This window comes from Brevundimonas sp. Leaf168 (genome assembly GCF_001423685.1).
Taxonomy (GTDB): domain Bacteria; phylum Pseudomonadota; class Alphaproteobacteria; order Caulobacterales; family Caulobacteraceae; genus Brevundimonas; species Brevundimonas vesicularis_C.
Genome location: NZ_LMOY01000008.1, coordinates 254,173 through 272,403, shown reverse-complemented (window position 1 = coordinate 272,403; position 18,231 = coordinate 254,173). Strand labels below are relative to the sequence as shown.

The window sequence follows — 18,231 nt, the reverse complement described above, 5'->3', positions numbered from 1 at the left end:
ATTGAATCCAAACTCGCTGGAGGGTGGCATGACCGCAGGCTGGACCGACGACCGCGTAGGCGCGCTAAAGAAGCTCTGGCTTGAGGGCCAGTCCGCGAGCCAGATCGCCAAACAACTGGGCGGCGGGGTCACCCGCAACGCCGTGATCGGCAAGGTGCACCGTCTGGGCCTGTCGGGCCGGGCCGCCCCGTCGCAACCGGCGCGCACTGTCGCCGCGACCTTCCGCACCGCGCGTCCGCGTCCGGCGCCGGCCGCTCCGGCGCAGCAACCTTCGGCCCCGCGCCGCCTCGAAGCCGTCCAGCCCAAGCCGGTCGAACCCGCCGCGCCCGTCCTCGCCCCGATCCCGGACCTGCCGGGCACGGCGACCGTGATGACGCTAGGCGCCCACATGTGCAAATGGCCGATCGGCGATCCGTCGTCGCGCGAGTTCAGCTTCTGCGGCCGCCGCTCGTCGGAAGGCGTCTATTGCGTCGAACACGCCCGTGTCGCCTACCAACCGCAAGTCCGTCGCGGCTCCAAGGAAAGCGGTTCCGACCTGGCCCGCAGCCTGCGTCGTTACATCTAAAGAGCGCTATCGCGCTTCGCGCGACTTGAGCGCGGCGTTTCGCGAAGGGCGCATGACTGCGCTCAAGTCGCGACGTAGCGCCAAAAGATGCTCCTTAGGGAGCCGACCTCCCCCTCGCCGGTTCGCGCAAGCGGCCGGCGAGACTTCAGGGGCGGGGCTGCGGTTCATCCGGGTTGACGCAGCCCCATCCGCCCTTCGATCAGTTCAACACCCGCCGCGCATCCGGCGTATCCAGCGAGAACGCCGGAATCTGCGCCTCGAAACTGCGCCCGTCCGCATCCGTCATATAATAGGCGCCCACCATCGAACCGCTGTCGGTGCCCAGCGGACAGCCCGAGGCGTAGGCGTAGCTGCCGCCCGGTTCTATCACCGGCTGTTCGCCGACGACGCCCGGCCCGCGCACCTCTTCCACATGGCCGTGGCCGTCGGTGATGGTCCAGCGACGCGCCATTAGTTGCACCGTCGAGCCCGTCAGGTTCACGATCTCGATCTGGTAGGCCCAGACCCAGCGGCCTTCGTCGGGATCGGACTGGCCCGCCAGATAGCTGGGGCGCACCCGGATCAGGATGCCGTTCGTCTCGGCGGTATAGGCAGGACCATCGTGCATGGGCTATATGCTCGCCCCGCCGCGCGCGGGCTGCAAGCGCGACTTGGAGACAAGTCGTGAAAACCGTGTGAGACAGACGCCATGAGCTCCTTCCAAGCGCCCCGTCCCGGCATCCTGCCCGCCCAGTCCATCGAGACGTTGATCGCCGCCGGCGCCGTCACCTCCGACACGCCCTTCGACCACGACCAGGTCCAGCCGGCCAGCCTGGATCTGCGGCTGTCGGATCAGGCCTGGCGCGTGCGCGCCTCCTTCCTGCCCGGCCGGCGCAAGGTCGAGGACCGCATCGCCGACGTGGCGATGCACGCCATCGAGATCACCGAGGCCGGCGTCGTGCTGGAAAAGGGCTGCGTCTATATCGTGCGCCTTCAGGAGCGGCTGAAACTGCCCCAAGGCCTGATCGCCCGCGCCAATCCGAAAAGCTCGACCGGCCGCGTCGATGTCTTCGTGCGCCTGCTGACCGATCAGGGCGCCAGCTTCGATGACGTCGCCGAAGGCTATGACGGCCCCCTCTATATGGAGGTCGCGCCCCAGACCTTCTCCATCCTGGTCCGTCCCGGCACGCGCCTGAACCAGCTGCGGCTCAAAGCCGGCGATCCGCCCAAGCTGGAGACCCGCTCGGTCGGCGTCGATCTGCAGGGCGGCGACATCGTCGGCTTCCGCGGGCGTCGCCATGCGGGCGTGGTCGATCTGGACCACATCGACGGCCACGATCCGCGCGACTTCTGGGAGCCGCTGAGCCTGCGCCGTGGCGAACTGCTGCTGGATCCGGGCGAGTTCTACATCCTGGCCTCGTCCGACGACGTCGAAATCCCGGTCGACCAGGCCGCCGAGATGACTCCGATCGATCCGTCGGTCGGCGAGTTCCGCGTCCACTACGCCGGCTTCTTCGATCCCGGCTTCGGCACCGACGAGGCGCACGGCGCGGGCTCTAAAGGCGTGCTGGAAGTCCGCACCCACGATACGCCGTTCCTGTTGGAACACGGCCAGATCGTCGCCCGCTTGGTCTATGAACCCCTGACCGAACGCCCCAGCCGCCTGTATGGCGAAAGCGGCAGCCACTATCAGAACCAGGGCCTGAAACTGTCGAAGCATTTCAAGGCGTGGTGAGTCGGCTCTGACCGTCTCCTCCCCATCTGATGGGGAGGTGGCTCGTAGCGCAGCGGAGAGACGGAGGGGCTTTTTACCGCATCGCTAGAGCCTGCGGGACTTTAAGAGCCCCTCCACCGCTGCGCCGCCCCCTCCCCATTTTGTGGGGAGGAGACGCGATCGTCACGTCAGCTTGTCCGCCTTTCTCAGCCCCGGGAACATCGTCGCCCAGGCCCCGGTCGCGGCCAGGGCGCCGAATCCGCCGAACACCGCCGCGCCGACCGCGCCCAGCAGCCGGACCATGACGCCGGAATAGGCCTCGCCCAGTTCATTCGAGGCGCCGATGAACAGCATGGACACCGACGACACCCGGCCGCGCATGTGATCGGGCGTGGCCAGCTGGATCAGGGTCTGGCGCACATTGACGCTGATCATGTCCGCCGCCCCGCCAATGAACAGGGCCAGGCCCGACAGCCAGACGATGCGCGACAGGCCGAAGGTGATGGTGCACAGGCCGAACACCGCCACCGCCGCGAACATCCAGCGCCCGCCGTTCTGACGGATCGGATAGCGGCTCAGATAGATGGCCATGACCATGGCCCCCACGCCGAACGACGCACGCAACAGGCCGAACCCTTGCGGTCCGACATGCAGGATGTCGCGCGCGAAGATCGGCGTCAGCAGGGCCACGCCCGCCAGCAGCACCACGACCAAGTCCAGTGAAATGGCGCCCAGCACGATCTTGGTCTTCCACACATAGGCCAACCCTTCTTTCACCGAGTCGACCGGCGACAGCGGATTGGCCTGGGGCGCAGGTCTCCCGCTGGTGCGGATCAGGATGAAGGCGGCGACGGCCAGCAGGAACATGCCCAGCGACACCGCATAGGCCAGGGGCACGTTCACCCCCACGATCACCCCGCCCAGGGCCGGGCCGGCGATGGCCCCGGTCTGAAACGCGATGGACTGGGCTGCGATGGCGGGCGGCAGCGCCTTGCGTCCCACCACCATCGGCAGAAACGCCTGGCTGGCCGGCGCCAAGAACGCCCGCGCCGCGCCGAACAGGGCCGCGACGGCCAGCAACCCCCACAGCGGCGGGTTTCCATGCAGGGCCATAGCCAGGAACGATCCCGCGCAGGCCGCCTCGACCAGGATCGAGATCCACACCGTGCGCTTGCGATCGCGCCGATCCGCCATCGCTCCGGCCGGCAGGGTGAAGGCCAGCAACGGCAGGAACTGACACAGCCCCACCAGCCCCAGATACAGGCTGGCCTCCTCGATCGGATGATCGCGCCGGGCGATCTCATAGACCTGCCACAACAGGGCTGACGACTGGATTTGGATCGCCAGCACCGCCACCACGCGGCCGAACCACAACAGGCGGAAGTCGCGAATGCCCCAGGGGCTGGACGGGCCTTCTGGCGGTGAGGGCGGGGCGGCGGGGCCGGCAGCGATGGATTCTGTGGTCACGTTCTTCTTGGGTATTTCGGATAGGGCGAGCCGTCGCGGTGGAAATAGCCGTCGACGCCGGCGTGCAGCACCATGTCGATGTCGGGATAGTCGGCGGGGGTGATGGTCGGGCTGCGTGTGCCGACTTCCAGCAGAACCGCCTCACGGCCGGATCGGTTCTCCAGCCGATGGCCGTTCGGCACGCCGGCCTTGAACCCGGCGCAGTCGCCGGCGCGCAGAACCGTTTCGCTATCGTCCTCGATCAGCACCACCTCCCCCTCGAGCACCATGACGAACTCGTCCTCTTCGGCGTGCCAGTGGCGCTGGCTGGACCAGGCGCCGTCGGGCAGCCGCAGCAGGTTGACGCCGAACTGGCTCAACCCCGCCGCATCGCCCAGCCGCCAGCGGCGGCGCGGCTTGCACGGGCCGGCGTATTCCTCGGGATAGGTGGTGCCGTTCGTCGTCGGCGCATTGTCGATGTCGATCTTGGGCATGGGCCTTCTCGCCTCCGCACGATTTCCCTAAAGCATAGCCGCATGAGCCGCGCATCAACTCCCGTTATCGATCCTGTCGAACTGACCCGCGACCTGATCCGCATCCCCTCCGTCACGCCCGCCGACGAAGGGGCGATGGATGTGCTGGAGCGGCACCTGACGGCGCTGGGCTTCACCTGCCGCCGCCTGGCCTTCGAGGGACCAGGCGGGCAAGGCGTCCATGCGCGGATCGAGAACCTGTACGCCCGCCGCGGGACCGCCTCGCCCAACCTCTGTTTCGCCGGCCATACGGATGTGGTCCCGACCGGCCCGTCGGATCAGTGGTCGTCGCAACCCTTCAACGCCGAGGTCAAGGACGGCGTCCTGTACGGTCGCGGCGCGGTGGACATGAAGGGCGGGATCGCCGCCTGGGTCGCCGCCGTGTCCCAGATCATCGCGGACGGTGAACCCGCCGGCTCCCTCTCCTTCCTGATCACCGGCGACGAGGAAGGCCCCGCCCTGCACGGCACCAAGCGCGTGGTCGAGGCCCTGGCCGCCGAGGGCGAGGTCATCGACGCCTGCGTCGTCGGCGAACCCTCGTCGTCACAGCAGCTGGGCGACATGATCAAGGTCGGGCGGCGCGGCTCGCTGAACACCTGGATCACCGTTCACGGCAAACAAGGCCACGTCGCCTATCCCGAGCGCGCCGCCAACCCGGCCCCGGTGATCGCGAAGCTGATGGCCCGCCTGAACGACCACGTCCTGGACCAAGGCTACGAGAACTTCCCCCCGTCCAACCTCGAAATCACCACCATCGACATCGGCAATCCGGCGACCAACATCATCCCGGCCCAGGCGACGGCGCGGCTGAACATCCGCTTCAACCCCACCCATACCGGCGACGCCCTGATCGACTGGCTGAACCGCGAGGCCGGGGCCATGCAGGCCGAGACCGGACTTCAGATCACCCTGGAGCACCTGTGCTCGGGCGAGGCCTTCCTGACCGAGCCGGGCGCCTTCGTGGAGGCGGTTCAGGACGCGGTCGAGGCCGTGGCAGGCCGCCGCCCCGAGGCCTCCACCACCGGCGGCACCTCCGACGCCCGCTTCATCCGCGCCCTGTGCCCAGTCCTGGAACTGGGCCTGGTCGGCCAGACCATGCACCAGATCGACGAACGCGTGCCGATGTCGGAGCTGGAGACGCTGACGGCCGTCTATCGCCGGGTGATCAAGACGGTGTTCGAGCGGCTTTAGGCCGGCTTTCGATGATCGTGTTAGGCTAGAAGGTCACTGTACTCGGTGCGCTCTAAACGCGACATCCCTAGAGTCCGATGAGAGTGGCTATCAGACATCGCCGCAGCCAACCGCCGCTCACCGCAAAAGTGCGAAGGTTCTGTCGGGCGGCGGCTAGATCGGCCGCGTTCGCGATCTCTCGCCCTTCAACTGGCCTAAACCATCGCCATCAATAGCCGGTCGCGCTCGGCGCGGATCCCATTCAGATGCTCTTCTGTGTCGTCCATGTCGTTGACGATGGCGAAGAAACCGAGCCCCCAGAGGTGGGCGTTGACCGTGTTCATGAGCGCGAACCGGATGCCGTCTTCATCTGGGCCGATATTGAAACCAAGAAGGCCATCTTCGTTGACCTTTATGAACCTGTCCAAAGACGAAATCGAAGGGTGCGCCGACACTGCACAAAGGGTCCGATAGTAGACGTGTTGGTCGGCAAGATTGGCGCGTTCGGCCAGCTCTTTGATCCGGATTTTGTTCGGTCCCTTCGCATAAGCCGCGTCGGCTTCGGCCGCGATCTTACGAAGCGCGCCGCCGCCTCGGGTTCCATGAGCTTGGCCAGCATCTTGGCGCGCTCGGAACTCGACTTGTGTTCTTCGGCCATGAACAGCGCCGCTGCTTCTCCCGGTTTCTTCGCGAGGTAGCCAAGCCAGAATGTGATCTCTAGGCACGTCCGCGCCAGCGTTTCGGCTTCGGCTGTCATTCCGCGTTGGGAGAGCAAGACGGCGCCTTGGAACGACTGGTTGCTTTTCAACATAAGCCGGACCGAAATTGGCTTCGGATCGTCGCGCTTCCCATCGATGATGGCGTTGTTGACGATCTTCTGCGCCAGCCGGTTCAATCGGTCACATAGGGCGAACCACTCAGCGTTGTTTGGGACTAGATGATTGATCAACACCGTGGACATCGGGGAGAGAAACCCCTCTTCCAAGAACCCACGATCGACCGTCTTGTTGGCGATGTCCTGCGCCACGTCGGGCGGAAGCATATGGAGGATGCTTTCGAAGTCATCGGTCATGGCGAAGCTCCCTCAGTTATCGATGGTGTGGTTGGACGTCAGGACCATCGCCTCACGCGCCATCGTTCGCCTCTTCTAACTCCGCTCCAAGAACCGCAGCGCCGTCAGCACATGCGTCTTCACGCCCAACGGCAAGACCTTCTCGTTCGGTGAAAATTCCGGCGAATGGTTGGGGGCTGAGGTCGCGGGGTCCACGCCGTCGGGACTGGCGCCCAGGTGGTAGAAGACGCCGGGGACGGCCTGCTGGAAATAGCTGAAGTCCTCGGCCACCGTGGTTGGGGGCGTGGCGGCGTTGACGTTCCCCTCGCCCGCCGCCTCGGTCAGGACCGGGGCCAGCCAGGCGGACAGGCCGGGGTCGTTGAATACCAAAGCCGCGTTCTGTTTGACGCCGAACTCGGCGGTGGCGCCGTAGGCCTCGGCGACATGGTCGATGGCGGTCTCGGCGCGGGCGACCAAGGCGTCGCGCTGGGCCGTATCGAAGGTGCGCAGCGTGCCCGACAGCGTCGCGCTGTCGGGGATGATGTTGTAGCGGACGCCGGCGTTGATCGTGGCGATGGTGAAGACGGTCGGGGTCGTGGTCGGATCGACCGTGCGCGCGGTCAGGGTGTTGACTGTCTCGACCACCTGGCCCGCCACAGCGATCACATCGACCCCGCGCCAGGGCCAGGCGCCGTGCGTCTGCTTGCCCTTCAGGCGGATATCCACGCGGTCCGAGGCCGCCATGAAGCCCTCGGGCCGATAGAAGACGCTGCCCGGACGGCCCGGCACGACGTGCAGGCCGAAGATGGCCTCGGGCTTGGGATCGTTCAGCCCCCCTTCGGCGATCATCAGGGCCGCCCCGCCCTTGGGCTCTCCCGGAGGCGCGCCCTCCTCGGCCGGCTGGAAGACGAAGACCACCGTGCCGGCGATCCGGTCCTTCATCCCCGCCAGCACCTCGGCCGCGCCCATCAGCATGGCCATATGCATGTCGTGGCCGCAGGCGTGGGCCACCGGCACCGTATTGCCCATATAGCTTCCGGTCGCGCTCGAGGCGAAGTCGAGGCCCGTCGCCTCCTGCACCGGCAGGGCGTCCATATCGGCGCGCAGGGCCACCGTCCGGCCCGGCCGTGCGCCGCGCAGCACGCCGATCACCCCGGTTTTGCCGACCCCGGTGCGGACCTCCAGCCCCAGCGATCGCAGATGGTCGGCGATCACGCCGGCCGAGCGAGTCTCGGCGAAGCCCAGTTCAGGATGCTGATGGAAGTCGCGCCGCCATGCGACGACATCTGGCATGACGCGCTGCACGGCGGCGTCCACGCTGGCCGTATCGACCTGAGCCTGAGCGGCGCCGGCGGCGAGCAGCAGCGCCATTGTGGAGGCGACGAACAATCGACGCATGTGAAAGTCCCGTGAAATTTTCAGCCCGACGACAGGTGACGGCGCCGCACCCGCTTGTGCAAGCAGTCGCGAACGGCGATTTCTGTCCGCATGGGTGAGAAGGCCTTCAAGAGCGCAAAGACCGAATGGCGCGACGTCGTTCTGGTCTGTCGCAAATGTTCCAAAAAGCTGGACGGCGGCTTCGGCCCCGGCGGCGATCTGACGCTGAAGAAGGCGCTGCGAAAATATCTGCACCTGAAGAAGGGCAAACAGGGTCGCAAGGGCGAGCTGACGGTCGTCGGCGCCGACTGTTTCGACATCTGCCCCAAGGGCGCCGTCGTCGCGGTCAACACGGCCCAACCCAAGAAGCTGCTGATCATTCCGGCCGGCGCCGATCTGTTCGAGGTCAAGACGCGGCTGGGGCTGGATGACGGACGGCGGCTGAAGCGGGTCGACGCCGCCGACTGAGGCTCGGCGCCTTTCTTCCGGCGGCCAGCCGTGTCAGAGCGAAACCATGGATGACACTCGCATCGAAAAACGCGTCGGCGTTCAGGCGACCTCGGACCGCATCTGGGACCTGGTCGCGGACCTGCCCGGCTGGGGCGCCTGGAACCCGATCGACAAGGACGTCGAGGGCGCCATCGCCTATGGCGGCCGTCTGACCATGACCGAGGCGTGGCCCGACATGGCCGAACGCCAGTCGGCGGCCCAAGTGGTGGAATGGCAGCCGCGCGCGCGGCTGGTCTGGGCCGAGCGGCGCGGCTTCCTGTTCCAGAGCCTGCGCTACATCCAGATCGAGGAGCTGGCGCCCGGCAACTGCATCGTCGCCATCGGCATCCGTTTTTCGGGCATTCGCGGCGAGCTGTTCCATGACAAGCATCGCACGGCGATCAAGGCGGCGTTCGAAAGCGCCGCCCATGGGCTGAAGGCGGCGGCGGAGCGCGCCTAGCGCCCGTCCTTCATCATGTCGATGACGTTCAGGATGGCCGGACCCAGGATGACGATGAACAGGACCGGCAGGAAGAACAGGATCATCGGCACGGTCAGTTTGGCCGGCAGGGCCGAGGCCTTTTTCTCTGCGGCGGACATCCGCAAATCGCGATTTTCCTTCGCCATGACGCGCAAAGCGGTGGCCAGCGGCGTGCCATAGGTCTCAGCCTGCGTCATGGCGGTCGCGACCGACTTCACACCGGGGTGGTTGGTGCGCTTGCCCAGGTTTTCGTAGGCCATGCGGCGATCAGGCAGATAGCTCAACTCCGCCGACAGCAACGACAGTTCCTCGGCCAGATCGATCGACGACGGGCCCATTTCCTGGCTGACCTTGGCGATCGCCGCCTCGATCGACATGCCCGCCTCGACACAGATCAGCAGAAGGTCCAGCGCGTCAGGGAACGCCTGCATGATCGAGGCGCGGCGCTTGTCGATCCGATTTTTTAAATAGATGTTCGGCGCATAGAAGCCGGCGACCGCCGCCGCCATCGTCGCGGTCACCTTGTTCATCGTGGGCCAGTCCACGACCTTGATCACGAACAGATAGAAGGCCGCCACGATCATGAAGATGAAGGGCGAGGTGAAGCGGAAGAAGTAGAAGGTCGTCAGCGGACGCGGCCCGCGATAACCGGCCTGCACCATCTGACCCGCGACCTTGGGATCTTCCAGAAGCTTGGACAGATTCAGCCGATCCACAATCCGCTTCTTGAACCCGTCGTCGGTGTGACGCAGCGCCCCCTGACCGCCGGCCATGTTCGCGCGTGACCGGCGTTTCAGGTCGTCGCGCCGTTCCGCAACCGCCTTCATGCGCTTGTCCAGCGCAACCCCGCCCGTCATCGACGACAACAGGGTGACGACCGTGGCGAAGACCAGCACACCGACGCCGATGCTAAGCAGGTTCTGCGGGTCGGTGATGAAACGGATGAAGCTTTCCATGATCCCGGCCTCAGAACTTGAACGAGATCATGCGTTTCATCACGAAGATGCCGGTCGCCATCAGCAGCGCCGCCATCAGCAGCATGAAGTTGCCGCGGAAATCGGTGAACAGCGGCATCATGTAAGAGGGCGTCGTGAACATGACCATCGTCATGACCGCAGGCGGCAGAGAGGCGATGATGCCCGCCGAGGCCAGCGCCTCGGACGACAACGCCTTGATCTTCTCGCCCATCATCCGACGGGCGCGCAGCACGGCCGACAGATTGCCCAGCGCCTCGGCCAGGTTGCCGCCGGTCTTCTGCTGGATGGCGATGACGATGGTGAAGAAGCGCAGTTCGGAGGTCGGCATCCGGCCATACATCTTCTCCAACGCCTGCTCCAGGGTCAGGCCGACGCCCAGGCCCTCGACCAGCGTCTGAAACTCCGGCCCCAGCGGCGCCGGGCTCTCGCGGGCGATGATCTTGAAACATTCGTGGACCGGCAGGCCCGACTTGATGCCGCGCACGATCACGTCGACGGCGTTGGGGAACTCCAGCGAGAACTTCTTCATCCGCGACTTGCCGAGGAAGCCCACGATCCAGCGCGGCAGTCCCAGACCGAAGATCAGGGCGATGCCGATGCCCACCAGGATCGGCAATCCGAAGATCAGCGTGCCTAGGCCAGTCACCAGCCCGACCACAGCCGAGATGATGTAGAAGGTGCGGACGCTCAAACTCAGGCCGGCCTGTTTCAAGCGGGCCGCCATGGTTGTGCGCGCCTTGCGCTCGCGCCTGTCGGCGTCCTGCAACTGAACCAGAATCTGCTTGCGGCGCGCCTCTGGCGTATTGGCGGCGGCCGCCTTGCGGGCGAGAGCAGCGCTTTTCTTGGGTTCGCCCAGACTTTGGGCGCGCTTGACGGCCTGAGCCGAGGAATCGTCGCCCCCGACGAAGACCCAGCCCAGTCCGCCGATGGTGATGAAAGCCAGAACGGCGGCGAGAATCGGAAGCATCGTCCTACTCCGCCGCGTCCAGGGCGTCGGCCAGCTCGCGCTCCAGCCCGTAGTATCGGGCGCGGTCCCAGAAGCGGGGACGGGCGATGCCGGTCGAGCGATGACGGCCGATGATCTTGCCGTTCTCGTCCTCGCCAGTGATGTCGTAGACGAACAGGTCCTGCGTCACGATCACATCGCCTTCCAGGCCCACGACCTCGGTGATGTGAGTGATGCGGCGCGAACCGTCGCGCAAACGGGCGGCCTGGATAATGACGTCAACCGAGCCGACGATCATTTCGCGGATCGTCTTGGACGGCAGGCCGTAGCCGCCCATGGTGATCATGGACTCCATCCGGCTGATGGCTTCGCGCGGGCTGTTGGCGTGCAGCGTGCCCATGGACCCGTCGTGGCCCGTGTTCATGGCCTGCAACAGGTCGAACGCCTCGGGTCCGCGCACCTCGCCGACGATGATCCGCTCGGGACGCATCCGCAGACAGTTCTTGACCAGATCCCGCATCGTGATCGTGCCCTGGCCTTCCAGGTTCGGCGGGCGGGTTTCCAGACGGACGACGTGCGGCTGCTGCAGTTGCAGTTCGGCGGCGTCCTCGCAGGTGATGACGCGCTCGGTCGGGTCGATGAAGGCCGTCAGGGTGTTCAGCAGCGTCGTCTTGCCCGAACCGGTGCCGCCCGAGATGACCAGATTGCATCGTGACGCGCCGATGACGCCAAGGACGCGCGCGCCCTCGGGACTGATGGAGGCGTACTCCACCAGATTCTTCATCGTCAGCTTGTCCTTCTTAAACTTCCGGATCGTCAGCGTCGGACCGTCGATGGCCAGCGGCGGAGCGATGACGTTGACGCGCGAACCGTCCGGCAGACGGGCGTCGCAGATGGGGCTGCTTTCGTCCACGCGGCGGCCGACCTGGCTCACGATCCGCTGGCAGATATTCATCAGCTGAGTGTTGTCGCGGAACCGGACATTGGTCAGCTGGACCTTGCCCGCGACCTCGATGAAGACGCGGCCTGCGCCATTGACCATGATGTCGGCGATGTCGTCGCGGCTCAGCAGCGGCTCAAGCGGACCATAGCCCAGAACGTCGTTGACGATGTCCTGGACCAGATGCTCCTGCTCGGCGACCGACATGGAGACGTTCTTGATCGCCACCAGTTCGGCGACGATGTCGCGGATCTCTTCCGACGCCGCCTTCTGGTCCAGATGCGCCAGCTGGGCCAGGTCGATGGTGTTCATCAACGCGTTGAAGATCGTCGTCTTCGTAGCGTGATAGTAGTCGCTCTGTTCGCGGACGATCTCGGCGACCGCCTGAGCCTTTTTCAGCTGTTCAAGACCCGCCGTGGCCTTCGGACCCGTGCCGGCGACATTGCCGGTGGGACGCGGAGCCTCAGGGGCAGGCTTGGGCTTGGGACGCGAAGCCAGGGCGTCCAGACGATCGGCCGGCGCGGGCTGGGTCGGGGCAGACGCTCGGTCGAAGGCGTCGGCCGCCGGTTCCAATTCCTCGTCGGCATAGGCAAAGGCCGATGCGTTGGTCGTCGCCGCCATCGGCGCGGCGGCCGTCTGCATGCCGAACACGGACACAGGTTCGCCGCCGGACGCGGATGCCGCAGCGGGGGCCGGGGCCGGCCGCAGGGGCGCAGGGGCGGCGCCGGGCTGACCTGTGCGTTTGCCGAACATGCGTCAGCGCTTCTTGAACATATTGGCGAACAGGGATTTCGACGCCCCATCCGCCGGCTTGGTCTTCTCGGCCTTGCCCGCCTTCGCCGGCTTGGCCTTGGGTCCCGCCACCATCGGCAGTTCGCGCCGCGACACGATCTGGGCCAGGGTCTGGAAGGCTTCGGCCGACTTGGTCTTGGCCCCCGCGTCCAGGATCATCTGGCCGTTATTGGCGGCGGCGCCAAAAGTCTTGGCGTCGAACGGAATGATCAGGCTGGGATGCACGCCCAGCGCCGCGCCGAAGTCCTTGGCCGGGATCTCGGGGCGACCCGGCACGCCGACCTGGTTCAGCACCAGGCGCGGCGGCGCGTCATTGGGGCGGCCCTGACGGATCAGGTCGATCATGTTCTTGGCGTTGCGCAGGGACGCCAGGTCCGGCGTCGCCACGACCACCACCTCGTCGGCGCTGATCAGGGTGCGGCGCATCCACGGCGACCACAGATGCGGAAGGTCCAGCACGACGAAGGGCGCTGTGGCGCGGATCTGGTTGGTGACCTCCTCGAACGCCTCGGTCGAGATGTCCCAGTCCGTGTCCAGACTGGCGGGCGCCGCAAACAGGCTCAGCTTGTCGGTGCAGCGGACCATCATCCGGTCCAGCAGCGTCGAATCCAGCCGGTCGGGCTGGCCCAGGGCGTCGGCGACGCCGTTCAGCGGATCTTGGTTGAAGTCCAGGCCGGCGGTGCCGAACGGCAGGTCATAGTCGACGATCACCGTATTGGCGCCGATCCGCTCGGAAATCGCATAGGCGGTGTTGTGCGCCACGGCCGAGGCCCCCGCCCCGCCCCGCGCGCCGACGAAGGCGATGGTGCGCCCGACGAAGGGCTGGGCCGGGTCGTTGAACAGGCCGCCGATGGCCGCGATCAGCTGCAGCGGCTGCAAGGGCGCGACCAGATATTCGCTGACCCCGCGCCGCATCAGCTCGCGGAACAGGATGATATCGTTCGTCGCGCCGATCACCACGACCTTGGTGCCGGCGTCGCAGACCTCGGCCAACTGATCGACTTCCCACAGCAGGGTCTGGGGGTCCTTCAGGCACTCGACGATGATCAGGGGGGGCGTCGGCTCGTGCTGATAGGTCTCGACGGCTGCAGCGACGCCACCGACGCGGATCTGCGTCGTGGCGCGCGACAGGCGACGATCCTGGGCGGCGCGCTCGGCCGAGGCCAGGGTGTCCTGGCGTTCGGCGAAGACATGGATGGCGATGCGCGGCACCGAGACTTCGCCGATGTTGCTGGCGGGGGCCAGACCGGTGAAGGCCAGACCCGTATCCATCAGGCTGGCTTGCGCCTGGGCGACTACGTCACCGACCGGATTGAAGCCAGCGGCGTCGGGCGCATAGACCGGGGCGGCCGGGACCGGCGCCAGGGGCGCGGCTTGAAGCGGCGATTGGGGCTGAGGCGCCGCACCGGCCGGCATCGCCGACGCCGCAGGCGTGAACTGAAGCGGGCTGCGCGGCGCGGCGACGTCGTCAACCGGAGGCGCGAACTCCATATCGACATCGAACGCGTCGTCGAAGGTGTCGAACTCGCGAGGGGCTGGGGCTGTGCTCATGATCAGTTCACCGCACGGGACACGGCGGTATCCCGGATCAGGTCTTCACGATCCGCCGACGTCGGCTTGCCGCCGCGATAGGCATCGAACACTACGGTTCGCCGCCCGGCGTCCGCTGGCGTCATGGCGCGTGGCCGCTGGATGTCGCGTGGATCCTCAATCTGGGCCGCCAGATTGGCCGTCACGGCGCATCCAAAGTTCGATGCCGACTGATTGTCGCCGGTCCGGCTCAGATTGCCCCAGTTCGCGCCGCACTGCGGCACCGCCGCACGGATCGTTTGATAGCCCACGACCACAGGCGCGCGCGGATCCGGCGCGGCGTAGCTGACGAGCGTGATCCGGTCCGGCGATACGCCGTAGGCTGCCAGGGCCGATTGAACGTCATAGGCGGTCTTCAGCGCCACCGCATCGTTTCCGGCCGGGGCTTCGATCACCATCGGCACGGCATCGACGTAGCGATAGCGTCTGACCAACTCCTGCAGCGCGCCGTTCTGCGCCGGGGACAGACCGGTTTCGTGAACCGCGAGCGCGATCCGGTCTAGATCCGGCTCGACTTGAAGCTGGTAGCGTGAGGTCGGCGTCAGCGGCGGCTCGCCGCCCAGGCTAGCGGGGCCGCCGACACAGGCGCCGAGCGCCAGGGCCGTGGCCGTCAGAAGCGTGGCAATCAGGGTGCGAGTCATGGAGGTGCTCACTCGATCACATAGCCGACCGAACCGGCCGGGGGCGCATTCGGCAGCCCGTAGACCTGGTTCAACTGGCCGAAGAAAATGGTCTGACTATCGCTGGCCACGCGCAGGCCGTCGGCCGGCGTCTGCATCCGATCGGGCGAGGTCGGACTGACGATATAGGGCTCGACGATGACCACCAGTTCGGTTTCGCCCATCAGATAATCGCGCGATCGGAACAGCGATCCCAGGACCGGCAGGTTGGTCACCCCCGGCAGAGAGTCCACTGTCTGGCGCGTGGTTTCCTGAAGCAGGCCCGCGATCATCATTGATCCGCCCGATGGCAGTTCCACGGTGTTTTCACTGCGCCGAACCGTCAGACCCGGTAGAGTGATGGACGAGGGCGTGCCGGCGCCGATGGTGAAACCGCCTTGAGCCGTTAGTTCTGAAACCTCGACCTTCACCTGCAAGGAAATGCGACCGCCGGACATCACCACCGGCCGGAAGGCCAGACCCACGCCATAGGGCTTGTAGATCACGGTGATGTTGCCATCCCGGTCACGTCCTGTCGGCAGCGGAAACTCGCCGCCGGCCAGGAAGTTCGCCGCTTCGCCATTCACAGACGTCAGGTTGGGTTCGGCCAGCGTCCGGGCCAATCCCACGCGTTCGAAGGCCTCAAGACAGCCGCTCGCATTCGTGCCCGTCAGTGTCTGGAAGGCGGTCGACGCAATATTGGAGATGGCGCTGGTGATCGTGTTGCTAGAGCCAGATGACACAGTGGACTGACCGATAGCCGTCGCAGGAATCTGGACCACGTTGCCATTAACATCTGTCACGGTGACGGTCGAGGGGAAGGAACCGCTCGTCGCCTGTTGACCGCTTGCCGACGCCCCGCCGGAACTGGTCTGGCTGGTGGTGGTGTTCGAGTTCGACACGTTAGTCGTCCGGCCGCCATTTTGACCGTAGCACAGACCCGTTCCGCCGGCCGCCGATCCGTTGACGCCGTAGGTATTGGGTCGGCTGAAGCCATACGAATGGATGCCCGCGCCCTTCAAGATGTCGGAGCTGAAGCCAAGCTGTTTCAGAGCGTTGCGTTGCACCTCCACCACGCGCACCCGCAGCGTCACCTGGTCGGAACCGGCGACGCTGATCATGTTGATCACCTTCTCCGGCGCTGAGACGAAGGCGGCGGCCACGCGCGCGGCCTGAGCCGCTTGAGCGGGATTATCTGCAACCCCCGTCAGGATGACGCTGTCGTTGACGGCTTCCGCGTGAATCTGCCCACCAGGAGCGATGCGGCTCAACGTGTCCTGAAGCGCGCTGGTGCCGGCGTCCACCCGAACCCGCAGGCTCAGTATGGTGCGGCCGGCTGCGTCCAAGAAGACGGCGTCGGTTTCTCCCGGCGCGATGCCGATAACTGTGATGCGCCGCGGCGAGTGCAGCATGGCCTCGGCCACCTGCGGATTGGAGACGATGACGTCGCGGGCGTCGGCGGGCAGATCTACCGCGAACGAGGTGCCGCGCGGCAGGTTGATAAGGCGCTGCGCCGCACCCGTCGAGACGGCGGCGCGGGTCTGGGCGACGCCGGCAGGCGCTGCGGCCAGAGTGGCCAGAAGGGCGCAGGCTGCGGCAGCGGCGGCCTTGCGCATCGTGGGTCGGCGCATCGGTTGAGTTCTCATGGCACGGCCACCACTTCGGGCGCGCCGCCGCGATAGATGCGCACGGCCTGAGGTTGGGAAACGGCTGCAACGGGGCGGCGCGTGGCGCCGGACGGCCCGGCGGTGTCGGCATAGGATCGCAGCGACAGCGATAATTCGCCCTCGGACTTGGCCTGGGCCAGCAGAACCGAGTCCTGCGGTCTGACTTCCAGGGTCGCGGTAGCGCCCACCACGGCCTGGGCGTCGTCGCCGACGCGGGTCGCCTGGTCGATGGCCAGGACCTTGATGTTCTGCAGCACGACGCCAGAGGCGAACTTGGACTTGGTCGCGCCCTCGACGGCGCCGTCGCGATTGGTTTCGGCGGTCAGCACCACATCGACGCGGTCACCCGGCAGGATGAACCCGCCGGCGGCGGATTCCACCGTCACAGCGATGGCCATCGCCCGCATGCCCGGCTCCAGATAGGCGGCCAGATAGCCGCTGTCGCCGGCGCGCACGATCTTGCGCGACACGATGGGCTCTCCGGCCAGAATGGGTTCGCGGACCACCGAGCCGATATAGTCGGATTTGGCGCCGGTCGTGGCCAGCTCCGTCGCCGCCTTCGCGACGCGGTTCACGGCGTCCGTCGCCTTAGCCGTTGCGCTTTCCGCAGCGGGCTTGGCGGGCACCGGCGTGGAGCCGTCAGTGATGAAGACGGGATTGACCTCATCGACGGGCCAATCTTTCCATTCGAGGTCGGCCTCCACCAGACGCTTGCCGGGTTCCAGATCTTTGGCGGCGACCAACACCTTGGCCATCGGGCGGACTTCGACGGGGGCAGCGGCGGCGGGTGTCGTGGGCTCGTGCGACGACGACCCCATGGCCCGGACCACCAGGGCTAGGCCGATGGCCGAGACGGCGGCGATGCAGATGACGACGATGCGGGCGGGCTTCATCCAGGATGTCTCCAGCAGGCGCTGTGTTTCGGATTCATCCCCCGACGCCTACCGTTAACGATCATGGGCCTTGCGGGTTAACGCTTCCTAAGCGCCGCGAACGCCGGTCAACGGGGTGTCAGCGACCCGAGGCGAAGGTCAGCAGCAGCCCGCTCTCGGGCAGGGCCAGCAGGGCGCCGATGGCGATGGCGACGCCGTAAGGAATATCGCCCTTGGGCTGCATCAGATTGATGACCCAGCCTTGCGACACCGACGGGGCGACCATCGGAAAATACTGACGAGCGGTCATCAGCAGCAGACAGAAGGCGCCGCCCGCGATGCCGGTGTAGATCAAGAACGGCGCGACGCCGCTCATCCCCATCCACAGACAACTGGCGGCCAGCAGCTTGGCGTCGCCGCCACCGATCCAGCCGGCGGCGAACATGCCCATGCCGAGCAGCAAGGCCGCGAACCCGATGCCGACATGGATGGCGACATCCATCGGCGCGGCGCCGATCAGAAAGGCGATGGGGAAGAAGGCGCCGACAAGGGCCAGGGAGATCCAGTTCGGGATCTTCATGGTGATCAGGTCGTGCAGACCCCCGATGATGACCAGGGCAGGAAAGACGCCGAGCAGGGTGAGCAGCAGAATATCCATGACCGGCATCTTGTTCGACAGAACTTAAGGTTTGGTTGCCGTCATATGAAAAGGGTCGAAGCTTTCAAGCTCCGACCCAAACTTCAAAACTTCGACACTAGCGACTAGCCGCCAGGGTTATTCGCTTTGTCGAGCTCAGAGCCAACCTTGTCAAATGTAGCACTGAGCTTGCCACTCATCGCGGTGAGAACCGAGACAAGCGCGACGGCGACCAGAGCAGCGATCAGGCCGTATTCGATGGCGGTGGCGCCCGATTCGTCTTTGGCGAAGCGCGAGATGAACTTGGTCATAGGTAGTTCCTTTTTTTCAAATGGTCTAGCGAGCA

General features: G+C 66.0%; 20 protein-coding genes. 5 read left to right on the top strand and 15 right to left on the bottom strand.

The window, feature by feature from the left end:
* Positions 1 to 28: 28 nt before the first annotated feature.
* Positions 29 to 565 (top strand): GcrA family cell cycle regulator, encoded by a 537-nt coding sequence (locus tag ASF81_RS08620; RefSeq protein ID WP_055807684.1) that lies wholly within the window; start codon positions 29 to 31, stop codon positions 563 to 565.
* 199 nt (positions 566 to 764) lie between these two features.
* Here ASF81_RS08620 and apaG read toward each other — a convergent pair whose 3' ends face one another.
* On the bottom strand, positions 765 to 1,172 hold the full coding sequence (apaG, locus tag ASF81_RS08615) for a Co2+/Mg2+ efflux protein ApaG (protein ID WP_017506618.1): 408 nt from the start codon (positions 1,170 to 1,172) through the stop codon (positions 765 to 767).
* 81 nt (positions 1,173 to 1,253) lie between these two features.
* Here apaG and ASF81_RS08610 point away from each other — a divergent pair, with 81 nt between their 5' ends.
* Positions 1,254 to 2,279 carry a 2'-deoxycytidine 5'-triphosphate deaminase gene (locus tag ASF81_RS08610; RefSeq protein WP_055754408.1) on the top strand — a complete coding sequence of 342 codons (1,026 nt, stop codon included), beginning with the start codon at positions 1,254 to 1,256 and terminating at the stop codon, positions 2,277 to 2,279.
* A 162-nt stretch (positions 2,280 to 2,441) separates the two neighbouring features.
* On the opposite strand, the gene ASF81_RS08605 is transcribed toward ASF81_RS08610, so the two are convergent.
* The gene (locus ASF81_RS08605) at positions 2,442 to 3,725 is read right to left on the bottom strand and encodes an MFS transporter (protein ID WP_055807679.1); all 1,284 of its coding nucleotides are present in this window, start codon (positions 3,723 to 3,725) and stop codon (positions 2,442 to 2,444) included.
* The gene (locus tag ASF81_RS08600; RefSeq protein WP_055807676.1) at positions 3,722 to 4,198 is read right to left on the bottom strand and encodes a cupin domain-containing protein; all 477 of its coding nucleotides are present in this window, start codon (positions 4,196 to 4,198) and stop codon (positions 3,722 to 3,724) included. The genes ASF81_RS08605 and ASF81_RS08600 overlap by 4 nt, the downstream gene beginning before the upstream one ends.
* A gap of 42 nt (positions 4,199 to 4,240) precedes the next feature.
* Here ASF81_RS08600 and dapE point away from each other — a divergent pair, with 42 nt between their 5' ends.
* A complete protein-coding gene (dapE, locus tag ASF81_RS08595) occupies positions 4,241 to 5,428 on the top strand; it encodes a succinyl-diaminopimelate desuccinylase (protein WP_055807674.1) in 1,188 nt (395 codons plus the stop codon).
* A gap of 194 nt (positions 5,429 to 5,622) precedes the next feature.
* Here the strand turns inward: dapE and ASF81_RS08590 are convergent, their stop codons facing one another.
* From ASF81_RS08590 to ASF81_RS08580, 3 genes are all read right to left on the bottom strand, one after another.
* A complete protein-coding gene (locus ASF81_RS08590) occupies positions 5,623 to 5,835 on the bottom strand; it encodes a hypothetical protein (protein WP_055807670.1) in 213 nt (70 codons plus the stop codon).
* A complete protein-coding gene (locus tag ASF81_RS08585) occupies positions 5,820 to 6,479 on the bottom strand; it encodes a DUF5677 domain-containing protein (protein ID WP_055807667.1) in 660 nt (219 codons plus the stop codon). The genes ASF81_RS08590 and ASF81_RS08585 overlap by 16 nt, the downstream gene beginning before the upstream one ends.
* Positions 6,480 to 6,554: 75 nt before the next feature.
* Positions 6,555 to 7,856 carry an amidohydrolase gene (locus ASF81_RS08580; protein WP_082503505.1) on the bottom strand — a complete coding sequence of 434 codons (1,302 nt, stop codon included), beginning with the start codon at positions 7,854 to 7,856 and terminating at the stop codon, positions 6,555 to 6,557.
* A 90-nt stretch (positions 7,857 to 7,946) separates the two neighbouring features.
* On the opposite strand from ASF81_RS08580, the gene ASF81_RS08575 reads away from it, so the two are divergent.
* Together ASF81_RS08575 and ASF81_RS08570 are read left to right on the top strand one after the other, a co-directional pair.
* Complete coding sequence (locus tag ASF81_RS08575) at positions 7,947 to 8,303, top strand: hypothetical protein (protein WP_055807658.1); 357 nt, start codon at positions 7,947 to 7,949, stop codon at positions 8,301 to 8,303.
* Positions 8,304 to 8,349: 46 nt separating this feature from the next.
* Positions 8,350 to 8,784 (top strand): SRPBCC domain-containing protein, encoded by a 435-nt coding sequence (locus ASF81_RS08570; RefSeq protein ID WP_055807656.1) that lies wholly within the window; start codon positions 8,350 to 8,352, stop codon positions 8,782 to 8,784.
* Here the strand turns inward: ASF81_RS08570 and ASF81_RS08565 are convergent.
* The 9 genes from ASF81_RS08565 to ASF81_RS08525 form a co-directional block, all read right to left on the bottom strand.
* A complete protein-coding gene (locus ASF81_RS08565) occupies positions 8,781 to 9,761 on the bottom strand; it encodes a type II secretion system F family protein (protein ID WP_055807653.1) in 981 nt (326 codons plus the stop codon). The two genes, ASF81_RS08570 and ASF81_RS08565, sit on opposite strands and share 4 nt — an antisense overlap.
* Positions 9,762 to 9,771: 10 nt before the next feature.
* Positions 9,772 to 10,749 (bottom strand): type II secretion system F family protein, encoded by a 978-nt coding sequence (locus tag ASF81_RS08560; protein WP_055807649.1) that lies wholly within the window; start codon positions 10,747 to 10,749, stop codon positions 9,772 to 9,774.
* A gap of 4 nt (positions 10,750 to 10,753) precedes the next feature.
* Entirely contained in the window at positions 10,754 to 12,421 is a 1,668-nt protein-coding gene (locus ASF81_RS08555; RefSeq protein ID WP_235559281.1) for a CpaF family protein, read from the bottom strand.
* A 3-nt stretch (positions 12,422 to 12,424) separates the two neighbouring features.
* The gene (locus ASF81_RS08550; RefSeq protein WP_055807646.1) at positions 12,425 to 14,011 is read right to left on the bottom strand and encodes a cellulose synthase operon protein YhjQ/BcsQ; all 1,587 of its coding nucleotides are present in this window, start codon (positions 14,009 to 14,011) and stop codon (positions 12,425 to 12,427) included.
* Positions 14,012 to 14,013: 2 nt separating this feature from the next.
* Complete coding sequence (locus ASF81_RS08545; RefSeq protein ID WP_055807643.1) at positions 14,014 to 14,691, bottom strand: CpaD family pilus assembly protein; 678 nt, start codon at positions 14,689 to 14,691, stop codon at positions 14,014 to 14,016.
* An 8-nt stretch (positions 14,692 to 14,699) separates the two neighbouring features.
* A complete protein-coding gene (locus tag ASF81_RS08540) occupies positions 14,700 to 16,340 on the bottom strand; it encodes a type II and III secretion system protein family protein (RefSeq protein ID WP_055807640.1) in 1,641 nt (546 codons plus the stop codon).
* Positions 16,341 to 16,351: 11 nt separating this feature from the next.
* Entirely contained in the window at positions 16,352 to 17,269 is a 918-nt protein-coding gene (gene cpaB, locus ASF81_RS08535; RefSeq protein ID WP_055807635.1) for a Flp pilus assembly protein CpaB, read from the bottom strand.
* 118 nt (positions 17,270 to 17,387) lie between these two features.
* Positions 17,388 to 17,906, bottom strand: coding sequence for a prepilin peptidase (locus tag ASF81_RS08530; RefSeq protein ID WP_055807875.1), 519 nt, complete (start codon positions 17,904 to 17,906; stop codon positions 17,388 to 17,390).
* Between the two features lie 104 nt (positions 17,907 to 18,010).
* Positions 18,011 to 18,196 carry a Flp family type IVb pilin gene (locus tag ASF81_RS08525; RefSeq protein WP_055807632.1) on the bottom strand — a complete coding sequence of 62 codons (186 nt, stop codon included), beginning with the start codon at positions 18,194 to 18,196 and terminating at the stop codon, positions 18,011 to 18,013.
* Positions 18,197 to 18,231: the final 35 nt, after the last annotated feature.

Coding starts and splice junctions, on each gene's coding strand:
- ASF81_RS08620 (WP_055807684.1), top strand. CDS start 29: ATGACCGCAGGCTGGACCGACGACCGCGTAGGCGCGCTAAAGAAGCTC.
- ASF81_RS08585 (WP_055807667.1), bottom strand. CDS start 6,479: ATGACCGATGACTTCGAAAGCATCCTCCATATGCTTCCGCCCGACGTG.
- ASF81_RS08600 (WP_055807676.1), bottom strand. CDS start 4,198: ATGCCCAAGATCGACATCGACAATGCGCCGACGACGAACGGCACCACC.
- cpaB (WP_055807635.1), bottom strand. CDS start 17,269: ATGAAGCCCGCCCGCATCGTCGTCATCTGCATCGCCGCCGTCTCGGCC.
- ASF81_RS08540 (WP_055807640.1), bottom strand. CDS start 16,340: ATGCGCCGACCCACGATGCGCAAGGCCGCCGCTGCCGCAGCCTGCGCC.
- ASF81_RS08545 (WP_055807643.1), bottom strand. CDS start 14,691: ATGACTCGCACCCTGATTGCCACGCTTCTGACGGCCACGGCCCTGGCG.
- ASF81_RS08560 (WP_055807649.1), bottom strand. CDS start 10,749: ATGCTTCCGATTCTCGCCGCCGTTCTGGCTTTCATCACCATCGGCGGA.
- ASF81_RS08610 (WP_055754408.1), top strand. CDS start 1,254: ATGAGCTCCTTCCAAGCGCCCCGTCCCGGCATCCTGCCCGCCCAGTCC.
- ASF81_RS08525 (WP_055807632.1), bottom strand. CDS start 18,196: ATGACCAAGTTCATCTCGCGCTTCGCCAAAGACGAATCGGGCGCCACC.
- apaG (WP_017506618.1), bottom strand. CDS start 1,172: ATGCACGATGGTCCTGCCTATACCGCCGAGACGAACGGCATCCTGATC.
- ASF81_RS08575 (WP_055807658.1), top strand. CDS start 7,947: ATGGGTGAGAAGGCCTTCAAGAGCGCAAAGACCGAATGGCGCGACGTC.
- ASF81_RS08530 (WP_055807875.1), bottom strand. CDS start 17,906: ATGGATATTCTGCTGCTCACCCTGCTCGGCGTCTTTCCTGCCCTGGTC.
- ASF81_RS08550 (WP_055807646.1), bottom strand. CDS start 14,011: ATGAGCACAGCCCCAGCCCCTCGCGAGTTCGACACCTTCGACGACGCG.
- ASF81_RS08555 (WP_235559281.1), bottom strand. CDS start 12,421: ATGTTCGGCAAACGCACAGGTCAGCCCGGCGCCGCCCCTGCGCCCCTG.
- ASF81_RS08565 (WP_055807653.1), bottom strand. CDS start 9,761: ATGGAAAGCTTCATCCGTTTCATCACCGACCCGCAGAACCTGCTTAGC.
- ASF81_RS08570 (WP_055807656.1), top strand. CDS start 8,350: ATGGATGACACTCGCATCGAAAAACGCGTCGGCGTTCAGGCGACCTCG.
- dapE (WP_055807674.1), top strand. CDS start 4,241: ATGAGCCGCGCATCAACTCCCGTTATCGATCCTGTCGAACTGACCCGC.
- ASF81_RS08580 (WP_082503505.1), bottom strand. CDS start 7,856: ATGCGTCGATTGTTCGTCGCCTCCACAATGGCGCTGCTGCTCGCCGCC.